This window comes from Marivirga arenosa (assembly GCF_030503875.2).
Taxonomy (GTDB): Bacteria; Bacteroidota; Bacteroidia; order Cytophagales; family Cyclobacteriaceae; genus Marivirga; species Marivirga arenosa.
The window spans coordinates 1,154,829-1,180,110 of sequence record NZ_CP129968.2; the positions used below are offsets into that span (position 1 = coordinate 1,154,829).

At 35.5% G+C, this 25,282-nt stretch carries 24 protein-coding genes and 4 tRNA genes; 23 read left to right on the top strand and 5 right to left on the bottom strand.

Annotated features, from left to right (window positions below; all coding sequences use genetic code 11):
• Nucleotides 1-29: 29 nt before the first annotated feature.
• The 4 genes from QYS47_RS04985 (at nucleotide 30) to QYS47_RS05000 (ending at nucleotide 3,658) form a co-directional block, all read left to right on the top strand.
• On the top strand, nucleotides 30-1,364 hold the full coding sequence (locus QYS47_RS04985) for an ABC transporter permease (RefSeq protein WP_302127521.1): 1,335 nt from the start codon (nucleotides 30-32) through the stop codon (nucleotides 1,362-1,364).
• Complete coding sequence (locus QYS47_RS04990; protein ID WP_302127520.1) at nucleotides 1,357-2,814, top strand: TolC family protein; 1,458 nt, start codon at nucleotides 1,357-1,359, stop codon at nucleotides 2,812-2,814. The genes QYS47_RS04985 and QYS47_RS04990 overlap by 8 nt, the downstream gene beginning before the upstream one ends.
• 48 nt (nucleotides 2,815-2,862) lie before the next feature.
• Nucleotides 2,863-3,261: a hypothetical protein gene (locus QYS47_RS04995; protein ID WP_302127519.1), complete on the top strand. Its 399-nt coding sequence runs from the start codon at nucleotides 2,863-2,865 to the stop codon at nucleotides 3,259-3,261.
• Nucleotides 3,262-3,364: 103 nt separating this feature from the next.
• The gene (locus QYS47_RS05000) at nucleotides 3,365-3,658 is read left to right on the top strand and encodes a hypothetical protein (protein ID WP_302103711.1); all 294 of its coding nucleotides are present in this window, start codon (nucleotides 3,365-3,367) and stop codon (nucleotides 3,656-3,658) included.
• A 9-nt stretch (nucleotides 3,659-3,667) separates the two neighbouring features.
• Here QYS47_RS05000 and QYS47_RS05005 read toward each other — a convergent pair whose 3' ends face one another.
• Both QYS47_RS05005 and QYS47_RS05010 read right to left on the bottom strand, forming a co-directional pair.
• Complete coding sequence (locus tag QYS47_RS05005; RefSeq protein ID WP_302127518.1) at nucleotides 3,668-4,201, bottom strand: macro domain-containing protein; 534 nt, start codon at nucleotides 4,199-4,201, stop codon at nucleotides 3,668-3,670.
• A 78-nt stretch (nucleotides 4,202-4,279) separates the two neighbouring features.
• Nucleotides 4,280-5,098, bottom strand: coding sequence for a purine-nucleoside phosphorylase (locus QYS47_RS05010; protein WP_322347933.1), 819 nt, complete (start codon nucleotides 5,096-5,098; stop codon nucleotides 4,280-4,282).
• 136 nt (nucleotides 5,099-5,234) lie between these two features.
• On the opposite strand from QYS47_RS05010, the gene QYS47_RS05015 reads away from it, so the two are divergent.
• Both QYS47_RS05015 and QYS47_RS05020 read left to right on the top strand, forming a co-directional pair.
• Nucleotides 5,235-5,825 carry a YceI family protein gene (locus QYS47_RS05015; protein ID WP_322347934.1) on the top strand — a complete coding sequence of 197 codons (591 nt, stop codon included), beginning with the start codon at nucleotides 5,235-5,237 and terminating at the stop codon, nucleotides 5,823-5,825.
• Nucleotides 5,826-5,894: 69 nt separating this feature from the next.
• Nucleotides 5,895-6,419, top strand: coding sequence for an NADPH-dependent FMN reductase (locus tag QYS47_RS05020; protein WP_302127516.1), 525 nt, complete (start codon nucleotides 5,895-5,897; stop codon nucleotides 6,417-6,419).
• 83 nt (nucleotides 6,420-6,502) lie between these two features.
• Here the strand turns inward: QYS47_RS05020 and frr are convergent, their stop codons facing one another.
• The 3 genes from frr to QYS47_RS05035 all read right to left on the bottom strand — a co-directional run bounded on the left by frr (nucleotide 6,503) and on the right by QYS47_RS05035 (nucleotide 8,353).
• Entirely contained in the window at nucleotides 6,503-7,063 is a 561-nt protein-coding gene (frr, locus tag QYS47_RS05025; protein ID WP_302103715.1) for a ribosome recycling factor, read from the bottom strand.
• A 5-nt stretch (nucleotides 7,064-7,068) separates the two neighbouring features.
• Complete coding sequence (pyrH, locus tag QYS47_RS05030; RefSeq protein WP_302103716.1) at nucleotides 7,069-7,782, bottom strand: UMP kinase; 714 nt, start codon at nucleotides 7,780-7,782, stop codon at nucleotides 7,069-7,071.
• A gap of 70 nt (nucleotides 7,783-7,852) precedes the next feature.
• Nucleotides 7,853-8,353 carry an acetyl-CoA carboxylase biotin carboxyl carrier protein subunit gene (locus tag QYS47_RS05035; RefSeq protein ID WP_302127515.1) on the bottom strand — a complete coding sequence of 167 codons (501 nt, stop codon included), beginning with the start codon at nucleotides 8,351-8,353 and terminating at the stop codon, nucleotides 7,853-7,855.
• Nucleotides 8,354-8,701: 348 nt separating this feature from the next.
• Between QYS47_RS05035 and QYS47_RS05040 the strand changes: the two genes are divergently transcribed.
• The 17 genes from QYS47_RS05040 to fusA all read left to right on the top strand — a co-directional run bounded on the left by QYS47_RS05040 (nucleotide 8,702) and on the right by fusA (nucleotide 25,274).
• Nucleotides 8,702-8,784, top strand: a tRNA-Tyr gene (locus QYS47_RS05040).
• Nucleotides 8,785-8,839: 55 nt separating this feature from the next.
• Nucleotides 8,840-8,912: transfer RNA gene (locus QYS47_RS05045), tRNA-Gly, on the top strand.
• A gap of 98 nt (nucleotides 8,913-9,010) precedes the next feature.
• A tRNA-Thr gene (locus QYS47_RS05050) sits at nucleotides 9,011-9,082 on the top strand.
• Nucleotides 9,083-9,142: 60 nt separating this feature from the next.
• Nucleotides 9,143-10,330 (top strand): elongation factor Tu, encoded by a 1,188-nt coding sequence (tuf, locus tag QYS47_RS05055; protein ID WP_308357494.1) that lies wholly within the window; start codon nucleotides 9,143-9,145, stop codon nucleotides 10,328-10,330.
• Between the two features lie 115 nt (nucleotides 10,331-10,445).
• Nucleotides 10,446-10,518: transfer RNA gene (locus QYS47_RS05060), tRNA-Trp, on the top strand.
• A 21-nt stretch (nucleotides 10,519-10,539) separates the two neighbouring features.
• The gene (secE, locus tag QYS47_RS05065; protein WP_302103719.1) at nucleotides 10,540-10,731 is read left to right on the top strand and encodes a preprotein translocase subunit SecE; all 192 of its coding nucleotides are present in this window, start codon (nucleotides 10,540-10,542) and stop codon (nucleotides 10,729-10,731) included.
• A 19-nt stretch (nucleotides 10,732-10,750) separates the two neighbouring features.
• Nucleotides 10,751-11,302 carry a transcription termination/antitermination protein NusG gene (nusG, locus tag QYS47_RS05070; RefSeq protein WP_308357493.1) on the top strand — a complete coding sequence of 184 codons (552 nt, stop codon included), beginning with the start codon at nucleotides 10,751-10,753 and terminating at the stop codon, nucleotides 11,300-11,302.
• A gap of 4 nt (nucleotides 11,303-11,306) precedes the next feature.
• Nucleotides 11,307-11,750 (top strand): 50S ribosomal protein L11, encoded by a 444-nt coding sequence (gene rplK / locus QYS47_RS05075; RefSeq protein WP_308357492.1) that lies wholly within the window; start codon nucleotides 11,307-11,309, stop codon nucleotides 11,748-11,750.
• A gap of 12 nt (nucleotides 11,751-11,762) precedes the next feature.
• Entirely contained in the window at nucleotides 11,763-12,461 is a 699-nt protein-coding gene (gene rplA / locus QYS47_RS05080; protein ID WP_308357491.1) for a 50S ribosomal protein L1, read from the top strand.
• 1 nt (nucleotide 12,462) lies between these two features.
• Complete coding sequence (gene rplJ, locus QYS47_RS05085) at nucleotides 12,463-12,993, top strand: 50S ribosomal protein L10 (protein ID WP_308357490.1); 531 nt, start codon at nucleotides 12,463-12,465, stop codon at nucleotides 12,991-12,993.
• Nucleotides 12,994-13,039: 46 nt separating this feature from the next.
• Complete coding sequence (gene rplL, locus QYS47_RS05090; RefSeq protein ID WP_302127512.1) at nucleotides 13,040-13,417, top strand: 50S ribosomal protein L7/L12; 378 nt, start codon at nucleotides 13,040-13,042, stop codon at nucleotides 13,415-13,417.
• 171 nt (nucleotides 13,418-13,588) lie between these two features.
• Nucleotides 13,589-17,461 (top strand): DNA-directed RNA polymerase subunit beta, encoded by a 3,873-nt coding sequence (gene rpoB, locus QYS47_RS05095; protein ID WP_322347935.1) that lies wholly within the window; start codon nucleotides 13,589-13,591, stop codon nucleotides 17,459-17,461.
• Nucleotides 17,462-17,512: 51 nt separating this feature from the next.
• Entirely contained in the window at nucleotides 17,513-21,811 is a 4,299-nt protein-coding gene (rpoC, locus tag QYS47_RS05100) for a DNA-directed RNA polymerase subunit beta' (RefSeq protein WP_322347936.1), read from the top strand.
• Between the two features lie 35 nt (nucleotides 21,812-21,846).
• Nucleotides 21,847-22,170 (top strand): DUF3467 domain-containing protein, encoded by a 324-nt coding sequence (locus tag QYS47_RS05105; RefSeq protein WP_308357487.1) that lies wholly within the window; start codon nucleotides 21,847-21,849, stop codon nucleotides 22,168-22,170.
• 126 nt (nucleotides 22,171-22,296) lie between these two features.
• Nucleotides 22,297-22,671 carry a 30S ribosomal protein S12 gene (rpsL, locus tag QYS47_RS05110; RefSeq protein ID WP_013455147.1) on the top strand — a complete coding sequence of 125 codons (375 nt, stop codon included), beginning with the start codon at nucleotides 22,297-22,299 and terminating at the stop codon, nucleotides 22,669-22,671.
• 6 nt (nucleotides 22,672-22,677) lie between these two features.
• Nucleotides 22,678-23,145, top strand: a complete 468-nt coding sequence (gene rpsG / locus QYS47_RS05115) for a 30S ribosomal protein S7 (RefSeq protein ID WP_308357486.1) — start codon at nucleotides 22,678-22,680, stop codon at nucleotides 23,143-23,145.
• Between the two features lie 11 nt (nucleotides 23,146-23,156).
• The gene (gene fusA, locus QYS47_RS05120) at nucleotides 23,157-25,274 is read left to right on the top strand and encodes an elongation factor G (RefSeq protein ID WP_308357485.1); all 2,118 of its coding nucleotides are present in this window, start codon (nucleotides 23,157-23,159) and stop codon (nucleotides 25,272-25,274) included.
• Nucleotides 25,275-25,282: the final 8 nt, after the last annotated feature.

The following is a 25,282-nucleotide window of genomic DNA, read 5'->3' on the forward strand; positions in this document are numbered from 1 at the left end:
TGCAGCTTTTAAAAACACCTCAACTCTAGATGAAAGAAAAAATATTAGCCAATCTTAATATTGCGTTTGAGGCGGTAGTAGCAAACCGAACGCGTTCTTTTTTAACGGCACTTGGAATTATTTTTGGAGTAGCGGCAGTAATAGCAATGCTTGCCATTGGTAATGGTGCCCAACAGGAAATTTTGAATCAAATCAAATTAGTAGGGGTCAATAATATTGTGATAGAACCAGTTATTGAACAAACAGAAGAAGATTTACAACAAAGTTCAGGTAAAAAAGAAAAGAAAAAATTTAGTCCTGGTTTAACCCTGGCCGATGCAGAAAGTATTGCAGAAATTATCCCAGGAATAGAAGCAGTTAGTCCTGAAATAATTTTAGATACCTATGTGATTCGAAACGGTATTAGAAGATCAGCTAAATTAGTAGGGGTTAATCCATCTTATTTTAATCTTTCTGCTTTTGAGCTAAACCAAGGTGATATGTTTATTGAGGAGCATCTCAAGATTGGAAGTCGCGTTTGCATTATTGGTAAATCCGTTAAGTCGCGATTTTTTCCTAATACTAATCCTGTGGGCAAGATGATAAAGGTAGGCCCTCACTGGCTCGAGGTTATAGGGGTTCTGAAAGAAAGACTATATAGCCAAAAGAGTTTGGATAATCTTGGCTTACGTGATTTCAATATGGATATCTATACTCCAGTGCAAACAGTATTAGTGAATTATAGAAATCGAGCAGCACTAACTCAAGCGCAGTTGAAAAAAGCTAACGCCAGAAATAATGATGATGAAAACAATCAGAAAGCGAACCCTAATTATCATCAGATTGATAAACTTACGGTTCAGGTTGAAAAGTCTGAAAGTTTAAATCCAACTGCGGAATTAATTTCCAGAATGCTAAAGAGGCGTCACTATGATAAAGTAGATTTTGAAGTGACAATTCCAGAATTATTGTTGAAACAGCAACAGAAAACAAAAAATATTTTCAACATAGTACTAGGAGCTATTGCTGGTATCTCTCTTTTGGTAGGGGGTATAGGAATTATGAATATTATGCTGGCTTCAGTAATGGAAAGGATTAAAGAGATTGGTCTTAGGTTATCTTTAGGTGCCAAGAAGTCGGATGTAATTCTTCAGTTTTTGCTCGAGGCCGTAATGATCAGTATAAGCGGTGGAATAATTGGTGTTATTTTAGGAATTGTTTTTGCTTATTTAGTAGCCTCATTTGCAGATATTCCAACTATTGTAAGTGGAATTTCAATAGTTATTTCGTTTGGTGTTGCCGCAACGGTTGGTTTAATATTCGGTATAGCGCCAGCTAGAAAAGCAGCAAACCAAGATCCAATAACTTCTTTAAGATATGAATAGAAATTTTATAGTAAGCATAATTATTTTAATAGGATTGAATCTCGTGTCAGTCCAATCAAATGCTCAAAGAACTTATACGCTAGAAGATGTAATTCAAATAGCTAAAACTCAGTCTCCAGCTTTCAAAAGAGCTGAAACCATAAAAGAAAACCGCTATTGGCAATACAGAGTTTTTAAATCTAATTTCGTTCCTCAGCTAAGTTTGAGTGGGACATTACCTAATTTTAATAGATCAGTTACGCCTATCACCCAGGAAGATGGTTCAACTGAGTTTAGATCAGTTTTTAATAGTAATTCTGATGTTTCTTTAAATCTTGAACAGCAAATAGGATTAACAGGAGGGACCGTTTTTTTGAATTCTACTGTAAACCGCTTTGATGACTTTGAGAGAAATGATTTCAGATATGGTGGTGATCCATTATCGATAGGGTTTATTCAACCATTATTTAGATTTAATGAGCTGAAATGGGATAAAAAGATTGAGCCATTACGGTTTGAGGAATCAAAGCGTGAGTTCGTAGAGGAGTTTGAACAGATTTCAAAAGATGTTTCATCTAGATTTTTCAATTTGTTAAGTGCTCAGGTTAGTTTACAAATCGCTCAAAAGAATTTAGGTAATAATGACACTATCTATAAAATTGCGCAAGGTCGCTATGAACTAGGTAAAATTCCAGAAAATGAATTATTGCAATTGGAATTAAGCTTAATGAATTCCAGGCAATCTGTTGCTCAAGCAAAACTTGACCTAGAAACAAGACAGCTAGCACTGAAAGCATTTTTAGGTTTAAAAAATGATGATGAACTCAATTTAATTGTTCCTGAGGAAATCCCGGAATTTAATATTAATCCTGATCTTGCACTGCAAGAAGCCTTACGCAACAGGCAGGAGGCTATTGGATTTGAAAGACGACTTTTGGAAGCAGATAAAGAAGTAGATAGAGCGCAAGGAGAAACCGGCTTAAATATGAATTTGTTCGGTAGTTTCGGTCTTACTAATCAAGGAGATCAGCTCCCTGCTATTTACCAAACTCCAGAAAATCAACAAAGAGTTCAGTTAGGCTTTACAATTCCTATAGTGGACTGGGGACGTCAAAAATCCAGAGTTAAAACTGCTCAGGCAAATTATCAACTAGTGCAATATACAGTTCAACAAGAGAGAGTGAATTTTGAGCAGGAGGTTTACACACAAGTTAAAACTTTAGAAATGTTAAGAGATCAAGTGGCAATAACTCAAAAAGCCGATGATATCTCTCAAAGAAGATATGATATTTCTAAAAACAGATACCTAATCGGAAAAATAAGTATTACTGATTTATCAATTGCCTTAACTGAAAAAGATCAAGCCAAAAGAGATTATATCAATTCATTAGGAAATTTTTGGCAAGCTTATTTCAATTTAAGACAACTAACCCTCTATGATTTTAAAGAAAACAAACGTTTAATTGAATAAATTTAAGAAATTAGCTTTCTTAAACATTCATTATAAGGTTTTGTATAAATGCGCTGGCTATTAGGTTTACTCTTTATCATTTTAATTGGCTCTTCCTCTAGTTTTGCGCAGGTAGATTATAATAATAAGTCAACCGAGAAAATAAAAAGAGAACCAGAATTAGAACCAGAACATGATAGAAAAGAAAGGCGGCTCCTCAGCATCTACATTAAGGACACTAAAAATGTACTGTATGGGAATCCTTGTATGGATAAAGTGACACTGCGTTTTGGTTATGAATACGTTGTGATGCCTAAGAATGCTTCTAAATTTCACTCTGGTCTCAGAAGAGTAATGCATAACTTTGGTGTTAAAACCGCCCTGTTTTTTCGAAATCCTTTCTGGAAAATCATATCTAATAAAAAGGCTAAAGAATGCCGACAGAAAACTGGAGACTATATGGGCTAGTCAATCACATGTTAATTATCTCCTAAGTATCAAAAAATCAGTAAGTTGTTTTATTAAATTTAATATTTTTTTAAATTGATAATGGAAACAACTTTGAATTACCATGGACCTAAGTAAGAATGCTATCGTAGACCTTTTAAATCACACCATTAAAGAAAGCAGAGATGTCAGTTGGAAAATGGGGGCTGGCTATCATAACGGAACCGATGTTTCTATCTATGAAGTATTAATCTATGAGATAAAAAATAACAAAACGATTGGAAGATTTGCTTTTAATGGTAAATCAGGAGAATTGATTAATCAAAGAATTGTGGGCTATAGACAAAAAGCTGCAGATAATATTATTGATGCTTTATTAGATGTCAGTAATTATTTGAAATCAAAATTCTTGAACTGAGTTTCTAGATTATTCATCATTGAGTGATTTATTTAACTCATTTTCATAAACCATGTAATCCTTCTCATTAAATAAAATAAAGCGTATCAATTTTATTGAAGTTGCTTTACTGCAATACTCTTTAACTGCGGATATAACGATTTTTGTTGCTTCTTCAATTGGATAACCAAATGCACCAGTTGAAATCGCAGGAAATGCAATAGAGTCAACATTATATTTTTCTGCTAACTCCAATGCATTTTTATAGCAGTCTTTTAAAAACTGAACCTCAGGTTGATTAAATCCATATATTGGTCCTAAAACATGAATTATTCTTTTGTTAGGCAATTCATATGCTCCTGTAATAACGGCTTCTCCTGGATGAATAGGAGCTAAGCTTTGGCATTCATCAGCTAGCAATGGACCTGCGGCAGTATGAATAGCACCAGCTACACCACTTCCTATTTGTAATTCAGCATTTGCAGCGTTAACTATTGTATTAATATCATTTTGCTTGGTGATGTCACCAATGTTAATTTCTATCTCAACTTTTCCAAATTTCATAAACGTAGTTTCGGTTATTTATATATTCGTAACTACGCTCGATAAGTTTTTGGAGTATTAAATGAAGTAGTAATTAATCTATATTATTTTCAATAATTCTTTAAAGATTTTTGTCATTTTGGGTTCAGCGTTCATTGCCGCTCCAATGATTTCAGGAATTTCAGCAGGTTTTAATTTTTCAGGATAACATAAGTCTGTAATTACAGAAACCGCAAATACTGGGATTTGAATGTGCCTAGCTGCAATATTTTCCGGTATTGTACTCATACCAACTGCATCAGCACCTATAATATCTAGGTATTTATATTCTGCAGGTGTTTCTAAATTAGGTCCAGCCACTCCAGCATAAACCCCTTCTTTAATGTCTATATTTTGCTGTTTTGCAATTGATTTCGCCTTTTCAATTAAGGTCGGATCATAAGCATCATACATGTCTGGAAATCTACCACCGTATTCATCTAAGTTTTTACCTCTAAGGGGATTTTCAGGAAAAAGGTTTATATGATCCTTAATAATCATTAAATCACTCAACTCTAAATTTTTATTTAAGCCCCCTGCTGCATTTGATATAAATAAATATTTGATTCCTAATAAATACATTAATCTCACAGGCATTACAACTTGAGTCATGCTGTAACCTTCATAATAATGAAATCTACCCTGCATGGCTACTACTTTTTTCCCACTTAGTTCACCAAATATAAGTTTACCACTATGGGTTTCTACTGTTGAAACCGGGAAATTAGGAATATCCTTATATGAAAATGAATATTCAATTTCAATATCATCAACTAAAGCACCCAAGCCAGTTCCAAGAATAATTCCAACTTCGGGCTTAAAATCAATCATTTTTGTTATATACTCTTTTGCTTCTTTTATCTCTTTGCTTGTATTCATAATCGCTAAACAATTTTGTTCCAATTTGATTCTTCTCATGGTGGCTTCAAAATATTTTAATAAAAATTTGAAACCTTTTTATTAAAACATTGTATATGTATCGACATTAAATGTAATAACATTAAATAATAAGAAAATGAAAACAAAAGTTTTATCAATTGGATTAGTGGCTATCATCATGGCTGCAGCGTTTACTATTTTAAGAAAAGAAGTTAAGGTAGATACCAATTCAAGCCAAATTGCTTGGGTAGGAGAGAAAGTTACAGGTCAGCACAACGGAACTGTAAATATTAAAGAAGGTGCTCTAGAAGTTGAAAACGGCCAGGTAACAGGTGGCTCATTCGTAATTGATATGAACTCTATTGACGTTTTAGATTTAGAAGGAGAATATAAAGATAAGTTAATGGGTCACTTAAGATCTGATGATTTTTTTAGTGTTGAATCTCACCCAACAGCTAAATTTGTTATCACATCAATTGAAAAAAGTGAAGCAACTGACGCAACTCATTTTTTAGCTGGTGATTTAACAATCAAAGGGATAACAAATAAAATTACATTCCCTGCTAATATTACGGTTAAGGACGGTAAAGCTACTGCCAAAGCGTCTTTTGCTCTTGATAGAACTAAATGGGAAATTAGATATGGGTCTGGTTCTTTCTTTGATGGATTAGGAGATAAAATGATTTATGATGATTTCAAATTATCTGTAAACTTATCATCATTATAATTAGTTAAATACTGAAAATTCTTAGAATAGGGACTTTATGTCCCTATTTTTGTGTCAAAATAAAAAAGCATGATAACGATAATCTCTGGTACTAATAGGAATAATTCTGTTTCAGCTCAAGTAGCTAAACTTTACAAAAAGTTATTAGATGAGAAACAAATAGAGTCAAATATTATTGATTTAGCTGATTTACCTAAAGATTTTGTATACACCGCTCTTTATGATAATAATGGTAAAAACCCCGAATTCAATGAATTCTTGACTCAACTGAAAGCCTCTAAGAAATATGTATTCGTAATTCCTGAGTATAATGGCTCATTTCCTGGGGTTTTAAAAGCTTTTATTGATGGGATGGAGTATCCTAATAGCTTTCAGAATAAAAAATGTGCATTGGTTGGGATTTCATCTGGCATGCAAGGTGCCGGCTTGGCTTTAAGTCATATGACAGATATTTTTAACTATTTAGGAATGCATGTTTTAGCATTGAAATTAAAACTTGCCAGAATTGAAAAAAACTTTAACGGTGAAGAAGTTACTGATAAACTTTACAGTGAATTGCTAGAAGAGCAGGTAGAGAAGTTGATTGAGTTTTAAATCATTTTTTAAGTCATTACAGTAAAAAAAAAGCTACTATTATTTCTAAAAGTAGCTTTATGAAAACTATTGAAGTAAAAGAACTAAACCGTCATTATTTCTTTTTCCTTATGCTCTAAGATATCATCTATTTTCTTAGTGAACTCATTAGTTAAATTCTGTACTTTTTCTTCGCCTCTTTTTACATCATCTTCCGATATCCCTTCCTTTTGGAGTTGCTTTAATTGATCATTAGCATCTTTTCTTGCGTTCCGAATAGAAATTTTCCCATCTTCTGCTTCGGTTTTAGCTTGTTTTGTTAAAGAAATTCTTCTCTCCTCTGTTAGCGGTGGAATATTAATTCTAACAATTTCACCATCATTTTGAGGTGTGAACCCAAGATCACTATTAATTATTGCGCGCTCAATTTCACCAATCACATTTTTTTCCCAAGGCTTTATTATGATAGATCGAGCATCGGGAGTACTAATTGAAGCGACTTGATTAATGGGTGTGTCATTATTATAATAATCTACCATTAATCCATCAAGCATTGAAGGGGAAGCTTTTCCTGCTCTGATTTTTTGTAATTCACTTTTAGTATGCTGAATGGCTTTTTCCATCAGCTCTTTTGCTTCTTCTAATACTAAGTCTATTTCTTCCATTGTATTTAATTTTGGGAATTTATCAATGTTCCAACATTTTCACCATTGATAAGGTCATATAAATTACCTTCTTTGTTCATGTCAAATACAATAATAGGTAAATTGTTCTCTTGACATAACGTAAAGGCTGTCATATCCATCACATTTAAACCCTTTTCATAAACTTCTTGAAAAGTGATATTTGAATATCGAGTTGCATCAGCATCTTTTTCAGGGTCAGCTGTATATACTCCATCCACTCTGGTTCCTTTCAATACCACATCTGCTTCTATTTCAATTGCTCTTAAACTAGCTGTAGAGTCAGTAGTAAAGTAAGGATTTCCAATTCCAGCACCAAATATAACTACTCTGCCTTTCTCTAAGTGTCTGATAGCTCTTCTTCTAATAAATGGCTCACAAACCTGCTCCATGTTAATGCCCGACATCAATCTAGTAAACATTCCATGGTTTTCTAACACACCTTGCACGGCCATTCCATTAATAACAGTGGCTAACATACCCATATAATCACCCTGAACTCTATCTATTCCGGCTGATTCTGCTTGTATTCCTCTAAAAATATTACCTCCACCAATTACAATGGCGATTTCTACTCCCTGGTCATGAATTTTTTTGATTTCCTGTGCATATTGATTTAAACGTTTAGAATCAATTCCATAACCCTCATCACCCATAAGTGATTCCCCACTCAATTTTAATAGAATACGTTTGAATTTCATAAGCTATATTGTTGCAGACTTTAAAGTATATTTATAAATACCAATTCATTATTAAATATAAATCAAATAATTAGAATTGGATGATCAATTGATTTTTTTCTACGCTATCGCCTTTATTGGCTTTAATTTCAGATATAGTACCATCTCCTTCAGCCTTAATCACATTTTCCATTTTCATAGCTTCTAGAATTAACAGCGGATCACCTTTTTTTACCTCATCTCCAGGAGCCACCATAATATCTATAATTAATCCTGGCATCGGTGCTTTCACATCATTTACTTGATTAGAATCCATATCGCTAATCCCCATCTCTTCTAATAAAAGATCCATCTTATCTTTCAGTTCAAGCTCAACTACTTTCCCATTCAATTGCAATTTGAATGTTTTATTATCGTAGTCTATTTCATCTACATGGGCTGTGAAAGTCTTGTTCTTATATATAATATGAAATGATTGATGATCTGTTTTACTGATATCCCAGTTTACTTTTTCATCTTCTATAAATATATCGCCTTCTTTGGTTGAAAGCTTATATTCTTTTTCAGATTGATTGAATTTGATCTCGTACATAACTAAAATTTAACACGAAGATAGGAACACATATCAAATTTTACACATTTAGATTTAAAATAAGAGGAATGAATTAAAATTTTCTTCATTCTTTATACATATACTTTGATTTGAAACCATTTTTAGATTAGTATTGCATCCTGATTTCAGAATAGCAAATAAATTTGCTGGTTACATGAAAAATTTTTGAACGTAAAAATCTGAACCACAGAGCTTAAGAAATCAGATCAACATAAAGTTGAAAAAAAATAATCTTTTTTAGCTTTAAAGTTTGATAAAATATAAAATCCATATAATTTTGCACTTCCTAAAACGAAAGGGATTTAGGAAATGCTTATTGAAACCATTGGGGGAATACCAAAGCGGCCAACTGGGACGGACTGTAAATCCGTTGTCTTATGACTTCACAGGTTCGAATCCTGTTTCCCCCACAATGTTGATTAACATTAGTTAAATGAACATAATTGAAGAGAAATCTTCAAACAAGCGGGAGTAGCTCAGTTGGTAGAGCGGCAGCCTTCCAAGCTGCAGGTCGCGGGTTCGAGCCTCGTCTCCCGCTCTATAATACAATAGGCATTTCGGTGATAAATTAAAGGCAGAACGGAAACGTCACTGCCTTTGTTAGGATGTGCCTGTAAAGGCACTGAATGATTTCAAGCCGATGTAGCTCAGGGGTAGAGTGCTTCCTTGGTAAGGAAGAGGTCGGGGGTTCAAATCCCCTCGTTGGCTCAATCAGTGTTATTGAATAAATATATTATAAATTTTAACTAAACTGAGGATTTTTCAAATATGGCTAAAGAAACCTTTGACCGTTCGAAACCACACGTGAATATCGGTACTATCGGTCACGTGGATCATGGTAAAACTACATTAACTGCAGCAATCTGTAAAGTATTATCTGATAAAGGATTTGCTGATGCAAGAGATTTCTCTTCAATTGATAACGCACCTGAAGAGAAAGAAAGAGGTATTACAATTAACTCTTCACACGTTGAGTACGCTACAGAAAACCGTCACTATGCTCACGTTGACTGTCCAGGTCACGCGGATTACGTGAAAAACATGGTTACTGGTGCTGCTCAAATGGATGGAGCTATCTTAGTAGTTGCTGCTACTGATGGTCCAATGCCACAAACACGTGAGCACATCCTTTTAGCTCGTCAGGTAGGTGTTCCTGCTGTTGTTGCTTTCTTAAACAAAGTTGACTTAGTAGATGATGCTGAATTATTAGAATTAGTAGAGATGGAAGTTAGAGAATTACTTTCTTTCTATGAATTCCCAGGTGATGATTTACCAGTTGTACAAGGATCTGCTTTAGGTGCTTTAAATGGTGAAGCCGAGTGGGTTGCTAAAATTGATGAGTTAATGCAAGCTGTTGATGATTATATTCCATTACCAGAGCGTTTAACTGACAAAGATTTCTTAATGCCTGTTGAGGACGTATTCTCTATTACTGGTCGTGGTACTGTTGCTACTGGTAGAATCGAGAGAGGTGTTATCAACTCAGGTGATCCTGTAGACTTAATCGGTATGGGAGCTGAAGGATTGAAATCAACTGTTACTGGTGTTGAGATGTTCCGTAAAATTTTAGATAGAGGTGAAGCTGGTGATAACGTAGGTCTTTTATTAAGAGGTATTGAGAAAGCTCAAATTAAAAGAGGTATGATTATCTGTAAACCAGGTTCTGTAACGCCACACGCGCATTTCAAAGCTGAGGTTTACGTATTGTCTAAAGACGAAGGTGGACGTCATACTCCTTTCTTTAACAAGTACCGTCCACAGTTCTATTTAAGAACAACTGACGTTACTGGTGAGATCATGCTTCCTGAAAACGTTGAAATGGTTATGCCAGGTGATAACGTTACAATTGAGGTAAACTTGATCAACAAAGTTGCTTGTGAAAAAGGTTTACGTTTCGCTATCCGTGAAGGTGGTAGAACTGTAGGTGCTGGTCAGGTAACTGAAATCTTAGACTAATATTTAAGATATAAAAATAAATTAAACGATGCGCTCTCGATATTGTCGGAGCGCATTTGTTTCTTATAAAACTTTTATCTACCTTTGCAGACCATTTTGAGTTGCATTGGTAAATACGGGTGTAGCTCAATTGGTAGAGTAGTGGTCTCCAAAACCATTGGCTGGGGGTTCGAGTCCCTCCACCCGTGCAATTTTAACACATTAATAAGATGCAAAAACTTAGTTTATTCTTAAAAGAATCTTGGTCAGAAATGCGATATAAAGTAACATGGCCTACTTACAGCAAATTACAAAATAGTTCTATTTTGGTTTTGGTGGGAGCTTTAGTTTTTGCCCTTTTAATCGGTGTTATTGATTTGGCATTCGATAATGCAATGGAATGGTTTTATAATGCATTTTAGCATTTAAGATATATTGATAATGTCAGAATATAAATGGTACGTTTTAAGAGTAATTAGTGGTCAAGAGAAGAAGATTAAAACTTATCTTGAGAATGAAATTGCTCGTCAAAAAATAGAAGAATTTATTCCTCAAATTCTTATCCCTACAGAAAAGGTATATGAAATGAGGAATGGTAAGAAACGTGTTAGAGAAAAGAATTTTTTTCCTGGTTACGTTTTTGTATCAGCTGACATTACTAATGGTGAAGCGCATCACGCCATTACAAGTATTCCTGGAGTAATAGGATTTCTTGGTGGGCAAGGTGATGAAAAAGAACCGGTTCCTTTAAGACAAAATGAAGTGAATCGAATTCTAGGGAAAGTAGATGAAACTGAAGAAATGGATGAAAAACTGAGCACTCCTTATATAGTTGGGGAATCAGTTAAAGTGATGGATGGACCATTCAGCGGATTTACTGGATCAGTTGAGGAGGTATTTGAAGAAAGAAAGAAACTTAATGTAATGGTTAAGATTTTTGGTCGAAATACTCCGGTGGAATTGAATTACATGCAAGTAGAAAAAACAGAATAGCAAGATGGCTAAGGAAATAAGTGGATATCTGAAATTACAGATTAAAGGGGGAGCTGCCAATCCGTCACCTCCCGTAGGTCCTGCTTTAGGTAGTAAAGGACTTAACATTATGGAGTTCTGTAAGCAATTTAATGGAAGAACTCAGGACAAAGCTGGACAAGTATTGCCGGTAGTGATTACTATTTACAAAGACAAATCATTTGACTTTGTAATTAAAACTCCACCAGCTCCAGTACTTCTATTAGAAGCTTCTAAGAAGAAAAAGGGTTCTGCTGAGCCAAACCGTAACAAAGTTGGTTCTGTAACTTGGGATCAAGTTAAAGAAATCGCTGAAACAAAAATGCAAGACTTAAATGCATTCAAAATTGAGTCAGCTATGCGTCAGGTTGCAGGTACTGCGAGAAGCATGGGTATTAAAGTTACAGGAACTGCTCCTTGGAATTCTTAAACAATAGGTAAAATGGCAAAGCTTACTAAAAATCAAAAAATTGCAGCTGAAAAAGTTGATTCTACAAAAGCATACGCTTTAGATGAAGCTTCTGCATTAGTAAAAGAAATTACAACAACTAAGTTTGATGCGTCTGTTGACCTTGACATAAGATTAGGAGTTGACCCTCGTAAAGCTGATCAAATGGTTAGAGGTGTTGTTGCTCTTCCTCACGGAACAGGTAAAGATGTTAAAGTATTAGCTTTAGTTACTCCTGACAAAGAGCAGGAAGCTAAAGATGCAGGTGCTGATTACGTAGGTCTTGATGATTACATCAAAAAGATCGAAGGTGGTTGGACTGATATAGATATCATTGTAACTATGCCTACTGTTATGGCAAAAGTAGGTAGATTAGGTAAAGTACTAGGGCCAAGAGGTCTGATGCCAAATCCAAAGTCAGGAACTGTTACGCTTGACGTTGGAAAGGCGGTCCAAGAAGTAAAGTCAGGTAAAATTGATTTTAAAGTGGACAAGTTCGGGATTATTCACGCAAGTATCGGTAAAGCTTCCTTCTCGAAAGAGAAAATTGCTGAGAATGCGAATGAATTAATTCAGACTTTAGCGAAGCTGAAACCAGCTTCTTCTAAAGGTACGTATTTTATGAGCATGACCATGTCGTCTACGATGAGCAAGGGAATCTCTATTGACAAAAACTCTATAGCTGGAATTTAATATGACTAGAAAGGAAAAAGGACAACTTATAGAGGAACTAACAGGTAAATTCACGGAAAATCCGCATTTTTATCTGGCTGATGGTTCAGGAATGACTGTTGCAGAAACTAATGCCTTTAGACAACTTGTTTTTGAAAGAGGATTAGAATACAAAGTAGTAAAGAATTCCTTGATTCAGAAAGCATTGGAGAATCAAGAAGAAGATTACTCTGCAATGTTTGGATCATTAAAAGGTTTCTCAGGAATTTTATTTTCTCCTGAAGTAGGTAATGCACCTGCTAAGGTGATTAAAGAATTCCATAAGAAAAACGATACAGAAAAGCCTTTACTTAAAGCTGCTGCTATAGATACAGATGTTTACGTGGGTGCTGAGCACTTAACACCACTTAGCGAGCTTAAATCTAAGAAAGATATGCTTGGTGACATTGTTGGATTACTACAGTCACCTGCTAAGAATGTTATTTCTGCACTACAAAGCGGAGGACATACTGTTTCAGGATTAGTAAAAGCGCTTGAAGAAAGAGCACAATAATTAACAATTTACAGAACAAAATCATTAAAATTTAAATAACACAATCATGGCTGATATCAAAGCAATTGGAGATCAATTAGTAGAATTAACAGTAAAAGAAGTTAATGAACTTGCTGATTACCTAAAAGAAACACACGGTATCGAACCTGCAGCAGCTGCAGCTCCTGTTATGGCAGCTGGTGGTGCTGGCGGAGGCGATGCAGCAGAAGAGAAATCATCTTTTGATGTAATCTTAAATTCTGCAGGATCTGCTAAATTACAAGTTGTTAAAGCAGTTAAAGAATTAACTGGTTTAGGCTTGAAAGAAGCAAAAGAATTAGTTGACGGTGCTCCTAAAGCTGTAAAAGAAGGAGTAGCTAAAGACGAAGCAGAGGCGCTTAAAAAGCAACTTGAAGAAGCTGGAGCAGAAGTAGAATTAAAGTAATAAGTTGATCCTGAAAGGGTTAACTGATTTCTGCCCAAGAAATTAGGCCTGGTCCCCGATATTGATAATTCAATATCGGGGTCAGGTCTTTTCCTGTTTGTACTAATTTACGAAACAGGACAGTGCGTTTCGCACTTTATAGATTTACAAAAACTTTAAATATTCAGAGCCTTGGCTAATATAAATCAATCTGAAAGAATCAATTTCTCGTCAATTAAAACAGTAATTGATTATCCTGATTTCCTTGATGTTCAACTCCAATCATTTAAGGATTTTTTCCAATTGGAAACTCCTGCTGAAAAACGAGCTGAAGAAGGAATTTTTAAAGTATTCCAAGAAAACTTTCCAATTTCAGATTCTAGAGAAAACTTTGTTCTAGAATTCGTTGACTATCTAGTTGACCCACCAAAATATGATATTGATGGTTGTATCGATAGAGGTTTAACTTATTCAGTTCCTTTAAAAGCAAAATTAAGATTAATTTGCAATGATGAGGACAATGAAGACTTTGAAACAATTGAGCAAGAGGTATTCTTAGGGAATATCCCTTACATGACAGAAAAGGGCTCTTTCATTATTAATGGAGCTGAGCGTGTTATTGTATCTCAATTACACAGGTCACCAGGTGTGTTCTTTGCTCAAAGTAAACACACAAACGGTACTAAATTATATTCTGCGAGAATTATCCCATTCAAAGGATCTTGGATTGAATTTGCTACCGATGTTAATAATGTGATGTATGCCTACATCGACAGAAAGAAGAAATTCCCTGTTACTACATTATTACGTGCTATCGGTTATGGTTCTGATAAAGATATTTTAGATCTTTTCAATCTTTCTGAAGAAGTTGAAGGTACTAAAGCGGCTTTGAAAAAAGTTATCGGAAGAAAACTTGCTGCAAGAGTTCTTAAAACCTGGACAGAGGATTTCGTGGATGAAGATACAGGAGAAGTTGTATCTATCGATAGAAATGAAGTTCTTTTAGAAAGAGACTCAGTAATTGAGGAAGAAGATATTGACTTAATCTTAGATGCTGGTGTTAAATCTATTATTTTACATAGAACTGATGTAAATATCACTGATTACAGCATCGTATATAATACATTACAAAAAGATAACTCAAACTCTGAGAAAGAGGCAGTAGAACAAATTTACCGTCAGCTTAGAAATACCGAGGCTCCTGATGAGGCTACTGCAAGAGAGATTATCCAAAACTTATTTTTCTCTGAAAAGAGATATGATTTAGGTGAAGTTGGTAGATATAGAATCAACAAAAAATTAGGCTTAGATATTGAAGCTGATACTAAAGTTTTAACAAAAGTGGATATTATTCACATTGTTAAATACCTAATTGGTTTGATAAACTCTAAAGCTATTGTTGATGATATCGATCACTTAAGTAACAGAAGAGTTAGAACTGTTGGTGAGCAATTATATGCGCAGTTTGGAGTAGGTTTAGCTAGAATGGCTAGAACTATCCGCGAGAGAATGAATGTAAGAGATAATGAAGACTTCAAGCCTGTTGATTTGATCAATGCAAGAACATTATCCTCTGTTATTAACTCATTCTTTGGTACTAACCAGTTATCTCAATTTATGGATCAGACGAACCCATTATCTGAGGTAACTCATAAAAGAAGAATGTCTGCTTTAGGACCAGGTGGTTTATCAAGAGAACGTGCTGGTTTTGAGGTTCGTGATGTTCACTATACTCACTACGGTAGATTATGTACGATTGAAACTCCTGAAGGTCCAAACATTGGTTTGATATCTTCTTTATGTGTTCATGCCAAAGTAAACAATATGGGATTCATTGAAACCCCATATAGAAAAGTTGAAAATGGTAAAGTAGACATGAGCGGTAACGTATTATACTTAACTGCTGAAGAAGAAGATGACCACAACATCGCCCAGGCTAACGCTCCAATTGATGATTCAGGTAAATATTTGAACGATAGAGTAAAAGCTAGATTTGAAGGTGACTTCCCAGTATTAGAGCCAAAAGAGCTTTCTTACATGGATATTGCTCCTAACCAAATTGTATCAGTTGCAGCTTCTATGATTCCATTCTTGGAGCATGATGATGCAAACCGTGCTTTGATGGGATCAAACATGCAGCGTCAAGCAGTTCCTTTATTGAGACCTGAAGCACCTATTGTAGGTACTGGTTTAGAAGGCCGAGTAGCTAGCGATTCTAGAAGTATGATTGTTGCTGAAAAGGATGGGGTTGTTACTTTTGTGGATGCCACTAAGATTGTGATTAAGTATGACATGACAGAAGAGGAAAAATTAGTTTCCTTTGATGATGATGAAAGAGTATATGACTTAATCAAATTCAGAAGAACAAATCAAAATACTACGATAAACCTTAGATCTATCGTTTACAAAGGTGATAGAGTAACTAAAGGTCAGATTCTATGTGATGGTTATGCTACTGAGAAAGGTGAGTTAGCTATTGGTAGAAATATGAAAGTTGCCTTCATGCCTTGGCAAGGATACAACTTCGAGGATGCGATTGTAATCTCTGAAAGAGTTGTTCGTGACGATATATTTACTTCTATTCACATTGAAGAATTTGAACTAGAGGTTAGAGATACAAAAAGAGGTGAAGAAGAATTAACTTCTGAAATTCCTAACGTAAGTGAAGAAGCAGTTAAAAACCTTGATGAAAATGGTATCATCAGAACAGGTACTGAAATCAAAGAAGGTGATATTTTAATTGGTAAGATTACACCTAAAGGTGAAACAGATCCAACCCCTGAAGAAAAACTACTAAGAGCTATCTTCGGTGATAAGGCTGGTGATGTTAAAGATGCTTCAATGAAAGCTTCTCCATCTTTAAGAGGAGTTGTAATTGATACTAAGCTTTTTGCAAGACACAAAAAAGATAAAGAAGGTAGAGCTGCTGCTAAGAAAGAAGTAGAAATTCTAGGAAAAGAGTATAGTCGTCAATTATTAAAGTTAAGAGAGCTTAAGATTGAAAAACTTACTGAATTATTAGAAGGTAAGACATCACAAGGAATCAAACATAAGTTTGGTGATGAGATTATGAGCAAAGGTGTTAAGTTCACTAGAAATAACATTGAGAAAAACTTATTCCCTGAGAAAAATATCTACAGAGATGAAAGTAATTACAATGTTCCTGAAGAAGTAAACTTAATTTCTGACTTAATTCTTGATAACTGGACTGATGATGACAATATCAATAAGCTAATCGTTGATTTAGTCAGAAATTACAATAAGAGACGTAATGAGATTGCCGGTAAATTCAAGAGAGAGAGATTTACGATTGAAGTAGGGGATGAATTACCAGCAGGAATCGTTCAGCTTGCAAAAGTTTATGTTGCTAAGAAACGTAAATTAAAAGTAGGTGATAAGATGGCGGGTCGTCACGGTAACAAAGGTGTAGTAGCTAAGATTGTTCGTGATGAAGATATGCCATTCTTAGAAGATGGAACTCCAGTAGATATCGTATTGAATCCACTAGGTGTACCATCAAGGATGAACATTGGTCAGATTTATGAAACTGTATTAGGTTGGGCCGGATTAAAATTAGGACGTAAATATGCGACTCCTATTTTTGATGGTGCTACTTCAGATGAGGTATCAGCAGAGTTAGCGGAAGCTGGATTGCCTGAATTTGGTAGAACACATTTATATGACGGATTAACAGGTGATAGATTCGATCAAAAAGTAACGGTTGGAGTTATTTACATGCTGAAATTAGGTCACTTAATTGATGACAAGATGCATGCTCGTTCTATCGGACCTTACTCATTAATTACGCAGCAACCATTGGGTGGTAAGGCTCAATTTGGTGGTCAGCGTTTTGGTGAGATGGAGGTTTGGGCATTAGAGGCATTTGGTGCTTCTCATGTTCTACAAGAGATTCTTACAATCAAATCTGATGATGTGATTGGAAGAGCTAAAGCCTATGAAGCTATTGTTAAAGGTGAAAATATGGGTAAACCAAATATTCCGGAATCATTCAATGTATTGGTTCATGAATTAAGAGGTTTAGCATTAGAAATCACTTTAGACTAATTTCAATTGTTTTATCGGGGTCTTTAATGGCCCCATTTAGATACATTTATTATGGCGTTCAAAAAAAACAAAAAAATCAACACTGACTTTTCAAAAATCACCATTAGTTTGGCTTCTCCAGAGTCTATTCTGGAAAGTTCTCATGGTGAGGTCACTCAGCCAGAAACCATCAATTACCGTACTTATAAGCCGGAAATGGGTGGTTTATTCTGTGAAAGAATATTCGGTCCTGTAAAAGACTGGGAATGTCATTGTGGTAAATATAAAAGAATCAGATATAAAGGGATTATCTGTGATAGATGTGGGGTTGAAGTAACAGAGAAAAAAGTACGTAGAGAGAGAATGGGCCATATTGAGCTAGTGGTTCCAGTTGCTCACATTTGGTACTTCAAATCTCTACCTAATAAAATTGGTTACTTACTAGGTTTACCTACTAAGAAATTAGACCAAATCATTTATTACGAAAGATATGTAGTAATCCAGCCAGGTGTTAAAGAAGAGGATGGTATTGCGTACATGGATTTCTTAACAGAAGATGAGTATCTAGATATTTTAGATAAATTACCTAGAGAAAATCAACAGTTAGATGATGATGATCCAAACAAATTCATCGCTAAAATGGGTGCTGAAGCGTTAGATATGCTTTTAAGCAGAATCCAATTAGATGAATTATCATACGAATTAAGACATCAGGCAGCTACTGATACTTCTCAACAAAGAAAAGCTGAAGCTTTAAAAAGATTGAGAGTAGTTGAAGCCTTCCGTGATGCAAGAACAAGAATTGAAAATCGTCCTGAATGGATGATCATCAGAATGGTGCCAGTAATTCCGCCAGAACTAAGACCTTTAGTTCCATTAGATGGTGGTCGTTTTGCTACTTCTGATTTAAATGATTTATACAGAAGAGTTATCATCAGAAATAACCGTCTGAAAAGATTGATCGATATCAAAGCTCCTGAAGTAATTCTTAGAAATGAGAAGAGAATGTTGCAGGAAGCCGTTGATTCATTATTCGATAACTCTAGAAAAGTTAACGCTGTAAGATCTGATGGAAACAGAGCCTTGAAATCACTTTCAGATATGTTGAAAGGTAAGCAAGGTAGATTCCGTCAAAACTTATTAGGTAAAAGGGTTGATTACTCTGGTCGTTCTGTAATTGTAGTAGGACCTGAGTTAAAAATGCATGAATGCGGTTTGCCTAAAAATATGGCAGCTGAGCTATTCAAGCCATTTATCATCCGTAAATTAATTGAAAGAGGAATTGTTAAAACGGTTAAATCAGCGAAGAAAATCGTTGACCGTAAAGATCCGGTAGTTTGGGATATTTTGGAGAATGTGATGAAAGGACATCCTGTATTATTAAACAGGGCTCCAACACTTCACAGATTAGGTATCCAGGCATTCCAGCCTAAATTAATTGAAGGTAAAGCAATTCAGTTACACCCATTAGCGTGTACAGCATTTAATGCCGATTTCGATGGTGACCAGATGGCGGTTCATGTTCCGTTAGGACATGAAGCAATTTTGGAAGCCTCAACATTAATGCTTTCTTCGCATAATATCTTAAACCCTGCTAACGGGGCTCCAATTACTGTGCCTTCTCAGGATATGGTTTTGGGTCTTTATTATGTTTCAAAAGGTAGAAAATCTACTGAGGAAGAGCCAGTTGCTGGAGAAGGAAAAATCTTCTACAGTGCTGAGGAAGTTATCATTGCTATCAATGAAAAGAAAGTTTCTAAGCATGCCCACATAAAATTAAGAACTTATGTTCGCAATGCTGAAGGTGAATTAGAAAGAAAAATAATTGATACAGTAGCAGGTCGTGTAATCTTCAATGAAAGTGTTCCTGAAGAAGTAGGTTATATCGATCAATTATTAACTAAAAAGAACTTGCAGGGTATAATTGCCCATGTATATAAACTAGCTGGATCAGCAAAAACCGCTAAATTCTTAGATGATATCAAAGAATTAGGTTTCCAAAATGCTTATAAAGGTGGTCTGTCAATGGGACTTGGTGATATCATGGTTCCTGAAGTGAAAGATACATTAGTTGAGCAAGCTAAGGAAGAAGTTGATGCAGTATGGAACAATTACTTGATGGGTCTTATTACAGATAATGAGCGTTATAATCAAGTAATTGATATCTGGACAAGAATCAATTCTCAATTGACGAACACTCTAATGCAACAATTAGAGGAAGATAATCAAGGATTCAACTCTATCTATATGATGATGCACTCTGGAGCTAGAGGTTCAAGAGAGCAGATTCGTCAGTTAGGTGGAATGAGAGGATTGATGGCTAAGCCACAGAAAAACTTAGCAGGATCTGTAGGAGGTATTATTGAAAACCCAATTCTATCTAACTTCCGTGAGGGACTTGATGTAATTGAGTACTTTATCTCTACACACGGTGCTCGTAAAGGTCTTGCCGATACAGCTTTGAAAACGGCCGATGCTGGTTACTTAACTAGAAGATTGGTTGATGTTGCTCAAGATGTTGTGGTAAATGAAGTAGACTGTGGCACGCTTAGAGGTCTAGTAGTTTCTGCCTTGAAAGATAATGATGAAATCGTTGAGTCATTAGCTGAAAGAATTCTAGGTAGAGTTAGTGTTCATGATATTTATCACCCACAAACTGACGAGTTAATCGTTGAGTCTGGTGAAACGATCACAGATGAAATTTGTGATAAAATAGATGAAGCTTTAATAGAAGAGGTAGAAATTAGATCTGTATTAACTTGTGAAACCCGTCAAGGAGTTTGTAGTAAGTGTTACGGAAGAAACTTAGCTACTTCTAAAATCGCACAAAAAGGAGATTCAGTTGGTGTAATTGCAGCTCAATCAATTGGTGAGCCAGGAACGCAGTTGACACTTAGAACCTTCCACGTTGGGGGTACTGCTTCTAACATTGCGGTTGAAGCAACCATTAAAGCGAAAACTGGCGGTGTTGTAGAATTTGAGGACTTAAGAGCTATTCAATCTACAGATGACGAAGGAGAGTCAAGAACGGTAGTAATGGGTAGATCTGGTGAGATTAAAATCATCGATCCTAAATCTAAAAAGGTATTAATGAGTAATCACGTACCTTATAGTGCAACCCTTAAAGTTAAAGAAGGTGAAAAAGTAGAAAAGGATCAGGAGCTTTGTTTCTGGGATCCATATAATGCTGTTATTCTTTCTGAATTTGAAGGAGTTACTGAATTTGAAAGTATCGAAGAAGGTATCACTTATAAAGAGGAATCAGATGAGCAAACAGGTCACAGAGAAAAAGTTATTATCGATACAAAAGATAAAACTAAAAACCCTGCTGTAATTGTAAATACTAAAGGACAAGATCCTAAGACTTACAATATTCCAGTGGGAGCTCACTTATCAGTTGATGAAGGAGCTAAAATTAAGCCTGGTCAGATCTTAGCTAAAATACCAAGATCTACATCCAAATCTAAAGATATTACAGGGGGTCTTCCTAGGGTAACTGAGTTGTTCGAGGCTAGAAACCCTTCAAACCCTGCGGTTGTATCTGAGATTGATGGTGTTGTGACCTTTGGTGGAATCAAGAGAGGTAACAGAGAAATCTTTATTGAATCTAAAGATGGTGTTAAGAAAAGATATTTAGTGTCTCTATCTAAACACATTTTAGTTCAGGATAATGACTTTGTGAAAGCTGGTTATGCACTTTCTGATGGAGCTACAACTCCAAATGATATTCTTTCTATTAAAGGACCGACAGCTGTTCAGGAATATATCGTTAATGAAATTCAGGAAGTGTACCGTTTACAAGGTGTGAAAATCAATGATAAGCACATCGAGGTAATCGTTAGACAAATGATGCAGAAAGTTCAGGTTCTAGAATCTGGTGATACTACTTTCTTACCTAATCAGGTAGTGGATCGTTTCGTGTTCAGAGAAGAAAACGATAGAATCTTAGATATGAAAGTGGTTACAGATGCTGGAGATTCTCCAAATCTAAAACCAGGGCAAATCATTTCAGCAAGAAAATTAAGAGATGAAAACTCAACGCTGAAAAGAAAAGATATGAAGTTAGTGAAAACTAGAGATGCTGAGCCTGCGGTTTCTAAACCAACATTACAAGGTATTACGCAATCATCTTTAGGAACTGAAAGCTTTATATCAGCAGCATCATTCCAGGAAACTACTAAAGTGTTAAGTGAAGCTTCAATTAGAGGTAAAGCCGACCACTTATTAGGATTGAAAGAGAATGTAATTGTAGGACACTTGATTCCTGCAGGTACAGGCTTGAAGGATTGGACTGAAATGATTGTTGGTTCTAAAGAAGAACTTGACAGCATGAAAGAAAGTAAAGTAGCAGAAGAAAAGACTGAAGCATAATTCAGTCTTTCTTTTAAATAAATCCAGTTTATAAAATGGAGGAACAAAAAGGAAATAAGAAACAGAACCAAATTAACATTGAACTACCCGAAGATGTAGCGGAAGGTGTTTATGCTAATTTGGCAATGGTGGCGCACTCTAACAGTGAATTTGTTATTGATTTTATCCGATTAATGCCAGGAGTACCTAAAGCGAAAGTGAAATCTAGAGTTGTAGTGACTCCAGAGCATGCAAAAAGGTTATTGAATGCATTAAAGGATAATATTAATAAATACGAAAAGAATTTTGGACCGATAAAACAATCAGAAGAATCACCGAAATTTCCGATGAATTTTGGTTCAAATGTCGGAGAAGCTTAAGCTTATTCCTTATAAATTAGGACTTTGTGAAAATAATTAATCAGATGTGTTTGGATAATGCATCTGATTTTTTACCTTTGCAGTCCTAAAAATCTCAAGTAGTAATAGAAGATAAAGTTATAATAAATGCCTACTATACAACAATTAGTTAAAAAGGGTAGAAAGAAATTGACTTCTAAGTCAAAATCTCCTGCTTTGGATTCTTGCCCACAAAGAAGAGGTGTATGTACTCGTGTTTATACAACCACTCCTAAAAAGCCTAACTCAGCAATGAGAAAAGTGGCTAGGGTTAGGTTAACCAATCAAAAAGAAGTGAACGCGTACATCCCTGGTGAAGGTCATAACCTACAAGAACACTCAATAGTGTTAATTAGGGGAGGAAGAGTAAAAGATTTACCGGGTGTGAGATATCACATCATTAGAGGTGCATTGGATACTGCTGGTGTAAACGGTCGTACCCAAAGAAGATCAAAATACGGAGCTAAAAGACCTAAGAAATAAAGAAAGATGAGGAAAGCAAAACCTAAAAAAAGATATATCCTTCCAGATCCTAAATTTGGAGATACATTGGTTACAAAATTTGTAAACTACCTAATGGTGGATGGTAAAAAAAGTGTTGCATACAACATTTTTTATGATGCCTTAAACATGGTAGAGGAAAAAACAAAAGAGAACGGATTGGAAGTTTGGAAAAAAGCTTTGTCTAATATTTCTCCTGCTGTAGAGGTGAAAAGTAGAAGAGTGGGTGGAGCAACATTCCAAGTGCCACTAGAAGTTCGTCCTGAAAGAAAAATATCTTTAGGAATTAAATGGATGATCACTTTTGCTAGAAAAAGAGGTGAAAAAACCATGACAGAACGTTTAGCTGGTGAAATCATTGCTGCTTCTAAAGGTGAAGGAGCTGCTATCAAAAAGAAAGATGATACGCACCGTATGGCTGAAGCAAATAAAGCATTTTCTCATTTTAGATTTTAAAAGCTAATATAATGGCAAGAGATCTCAGACTAACACGTAATATAGGTATCGCTGCTCACATCGATGCCGGAAAAACTACTACTACTGAAAGGATTTTATACTATACTGGTGTAAGTCACAAAATTGGTGAGGTTCATGATGGTGCTGCCACTATGGACTGGATGGAACAAGAGCAGGAAAGAGGTATTACTATTACTTCAGCTGCAACTACTGTGTTCTGGCCATACAAGGGTGAAGAATACCATATCAATATCATTGATACTCCAGGTCACGTTGACTTTACTGTAGAGGTAAACAGATCTTTAAGAGTATTAGACGGTTTAGTTTTCTTATTCAGTGCTGTTGATGGTGTTGAACCTCAGTCAGAAACTAACTGGAGACTAGCAGATAACTATAAAGTATCAAGAATCGGTTTCGTTAACAAAATGGACCGTGATGGTGCAGACTTCCTAAATGTTTGTCGTCAGGTAAAAGAAATGTTAGGGACTAAGTCAGTTCCTTTACAGTTACCAATTGGTGCAGAAGGAAACTTCAAAGGCGTTGTCGACTTAGTTGAAATGAAAGCTTTCGTTTGGAACGAGGAAGATAACGGAATGACTTGGGAAGAGGTTGAAATACCTGCCGATATGCAAGATGAGGTAAACGAATACCGTGAACACTTGTTAGAATCAGTAGCAGAGTATGATGAGTCTCTAATGGAGAAATACTTTGATGATCCTGAATCTATTACAAGAGATGAGGTAATTGCTGCATTGAGAGCTGCAACCTTAGATCTTGCATTTGTTCCAATGATGTGTGGATCAGCATTTAAAAATAAAGGAGTTCAGACTTTATTGAACTATGTAATGGAATTATTACCTTCTCCATTAGATAGAGATAATATTGTAGGTACAAATCCTGATACTGAAGAGCCTACAAGTAGAAAGCCAACTGCAGAAGATCCATTTTCTGCATTAGCATTCAAAATTGCTACTGATCCATTCGTAGGTCGTTTATGTTTCGTAAGATCATATTCTGGTACTTTAGAATCAGGTTCTTATGTATTCAATACTAGAACGAATAAAAAAGAAAGAATTTCTAGAATCTTCCAAATGCATGCAAATAAGCAGAACCAAATTGAAAAGCTTCATGCTGGTGATATTGCTGCAGTGGTTGGTTTTAAAGATATAAAAACAGGAGATACTCTTTGTAACGAGAATCACAAGATTGTTCTTGAATCAATGGTCTTCCCAGATCCAGTTATTGGTTATGCAATTGAGCCTAAAACTCAGGCAGATGTTGATAAGATGGGTATGGCTATCGCTAAATTAGTGGAAGAAGATCCTACGCTTCAAGTCAATACTGATGAGGAAACAGGTCAGACTATCCTTAGAGGTATGGGTGAGTTACACTTGGATATCATCATGGATCGTCTAAGAAGAGAATTCAAGGTTGATGTTAACCAAGGTGCTCCTCAGGTAGCATATAAAGAAGCTATCACAACTTTAGTTGATCACAAAGAGGTTTATAAAAAGCAGTCTGGTGGTAAAGGTAAATTTGCGGACATCGTTTTCAAATTATCTCCTGCTGAGGAAAATGAAAAGGGTGAAATCGAACCAGGTTTACAATTTGATAACAAAATTACTGGTGGTGTTATTCCAAAAGAATTTATACCAGCAATCCAGAAAGGTTTCACTGAGGCAATGTCTAATGGTCCTTTAGCTGGTTATCCAATTGAGGCTATGAAAGTTGAGCTTTATCATGGTAGTTTCCACGATGTCGATTCTGATGCTCTTTCTTTCGAATTAGCTGCAAGAATAGGTTTCAAAGAAGCTGCTAAGAAAGCAGGTCCTCAATTACTTGAGCCAGTAATGAAAGTTGAGGTTACAACACCAGATGAATATACTGGTCCTGTAACTGGTGACTTGAATAAGAGAAGAGGTTTAATGAAAGGTATGGATCCTAAAGGCGCTGCACAAATTATCAGAGCAGATGTTCCTTTATCAGAGTTGTTTGGTTATGTGACTGACTTAAGAACGATCACGTCCGGTAGAGCAACAGCTTCATTGACTTTCTCACACTATGACCCAGTACCTCAAAATATTGCTGAAGAAGTAATTGCAAAATCTAAAGGGGAGACTGTTAAATAATAGGAATT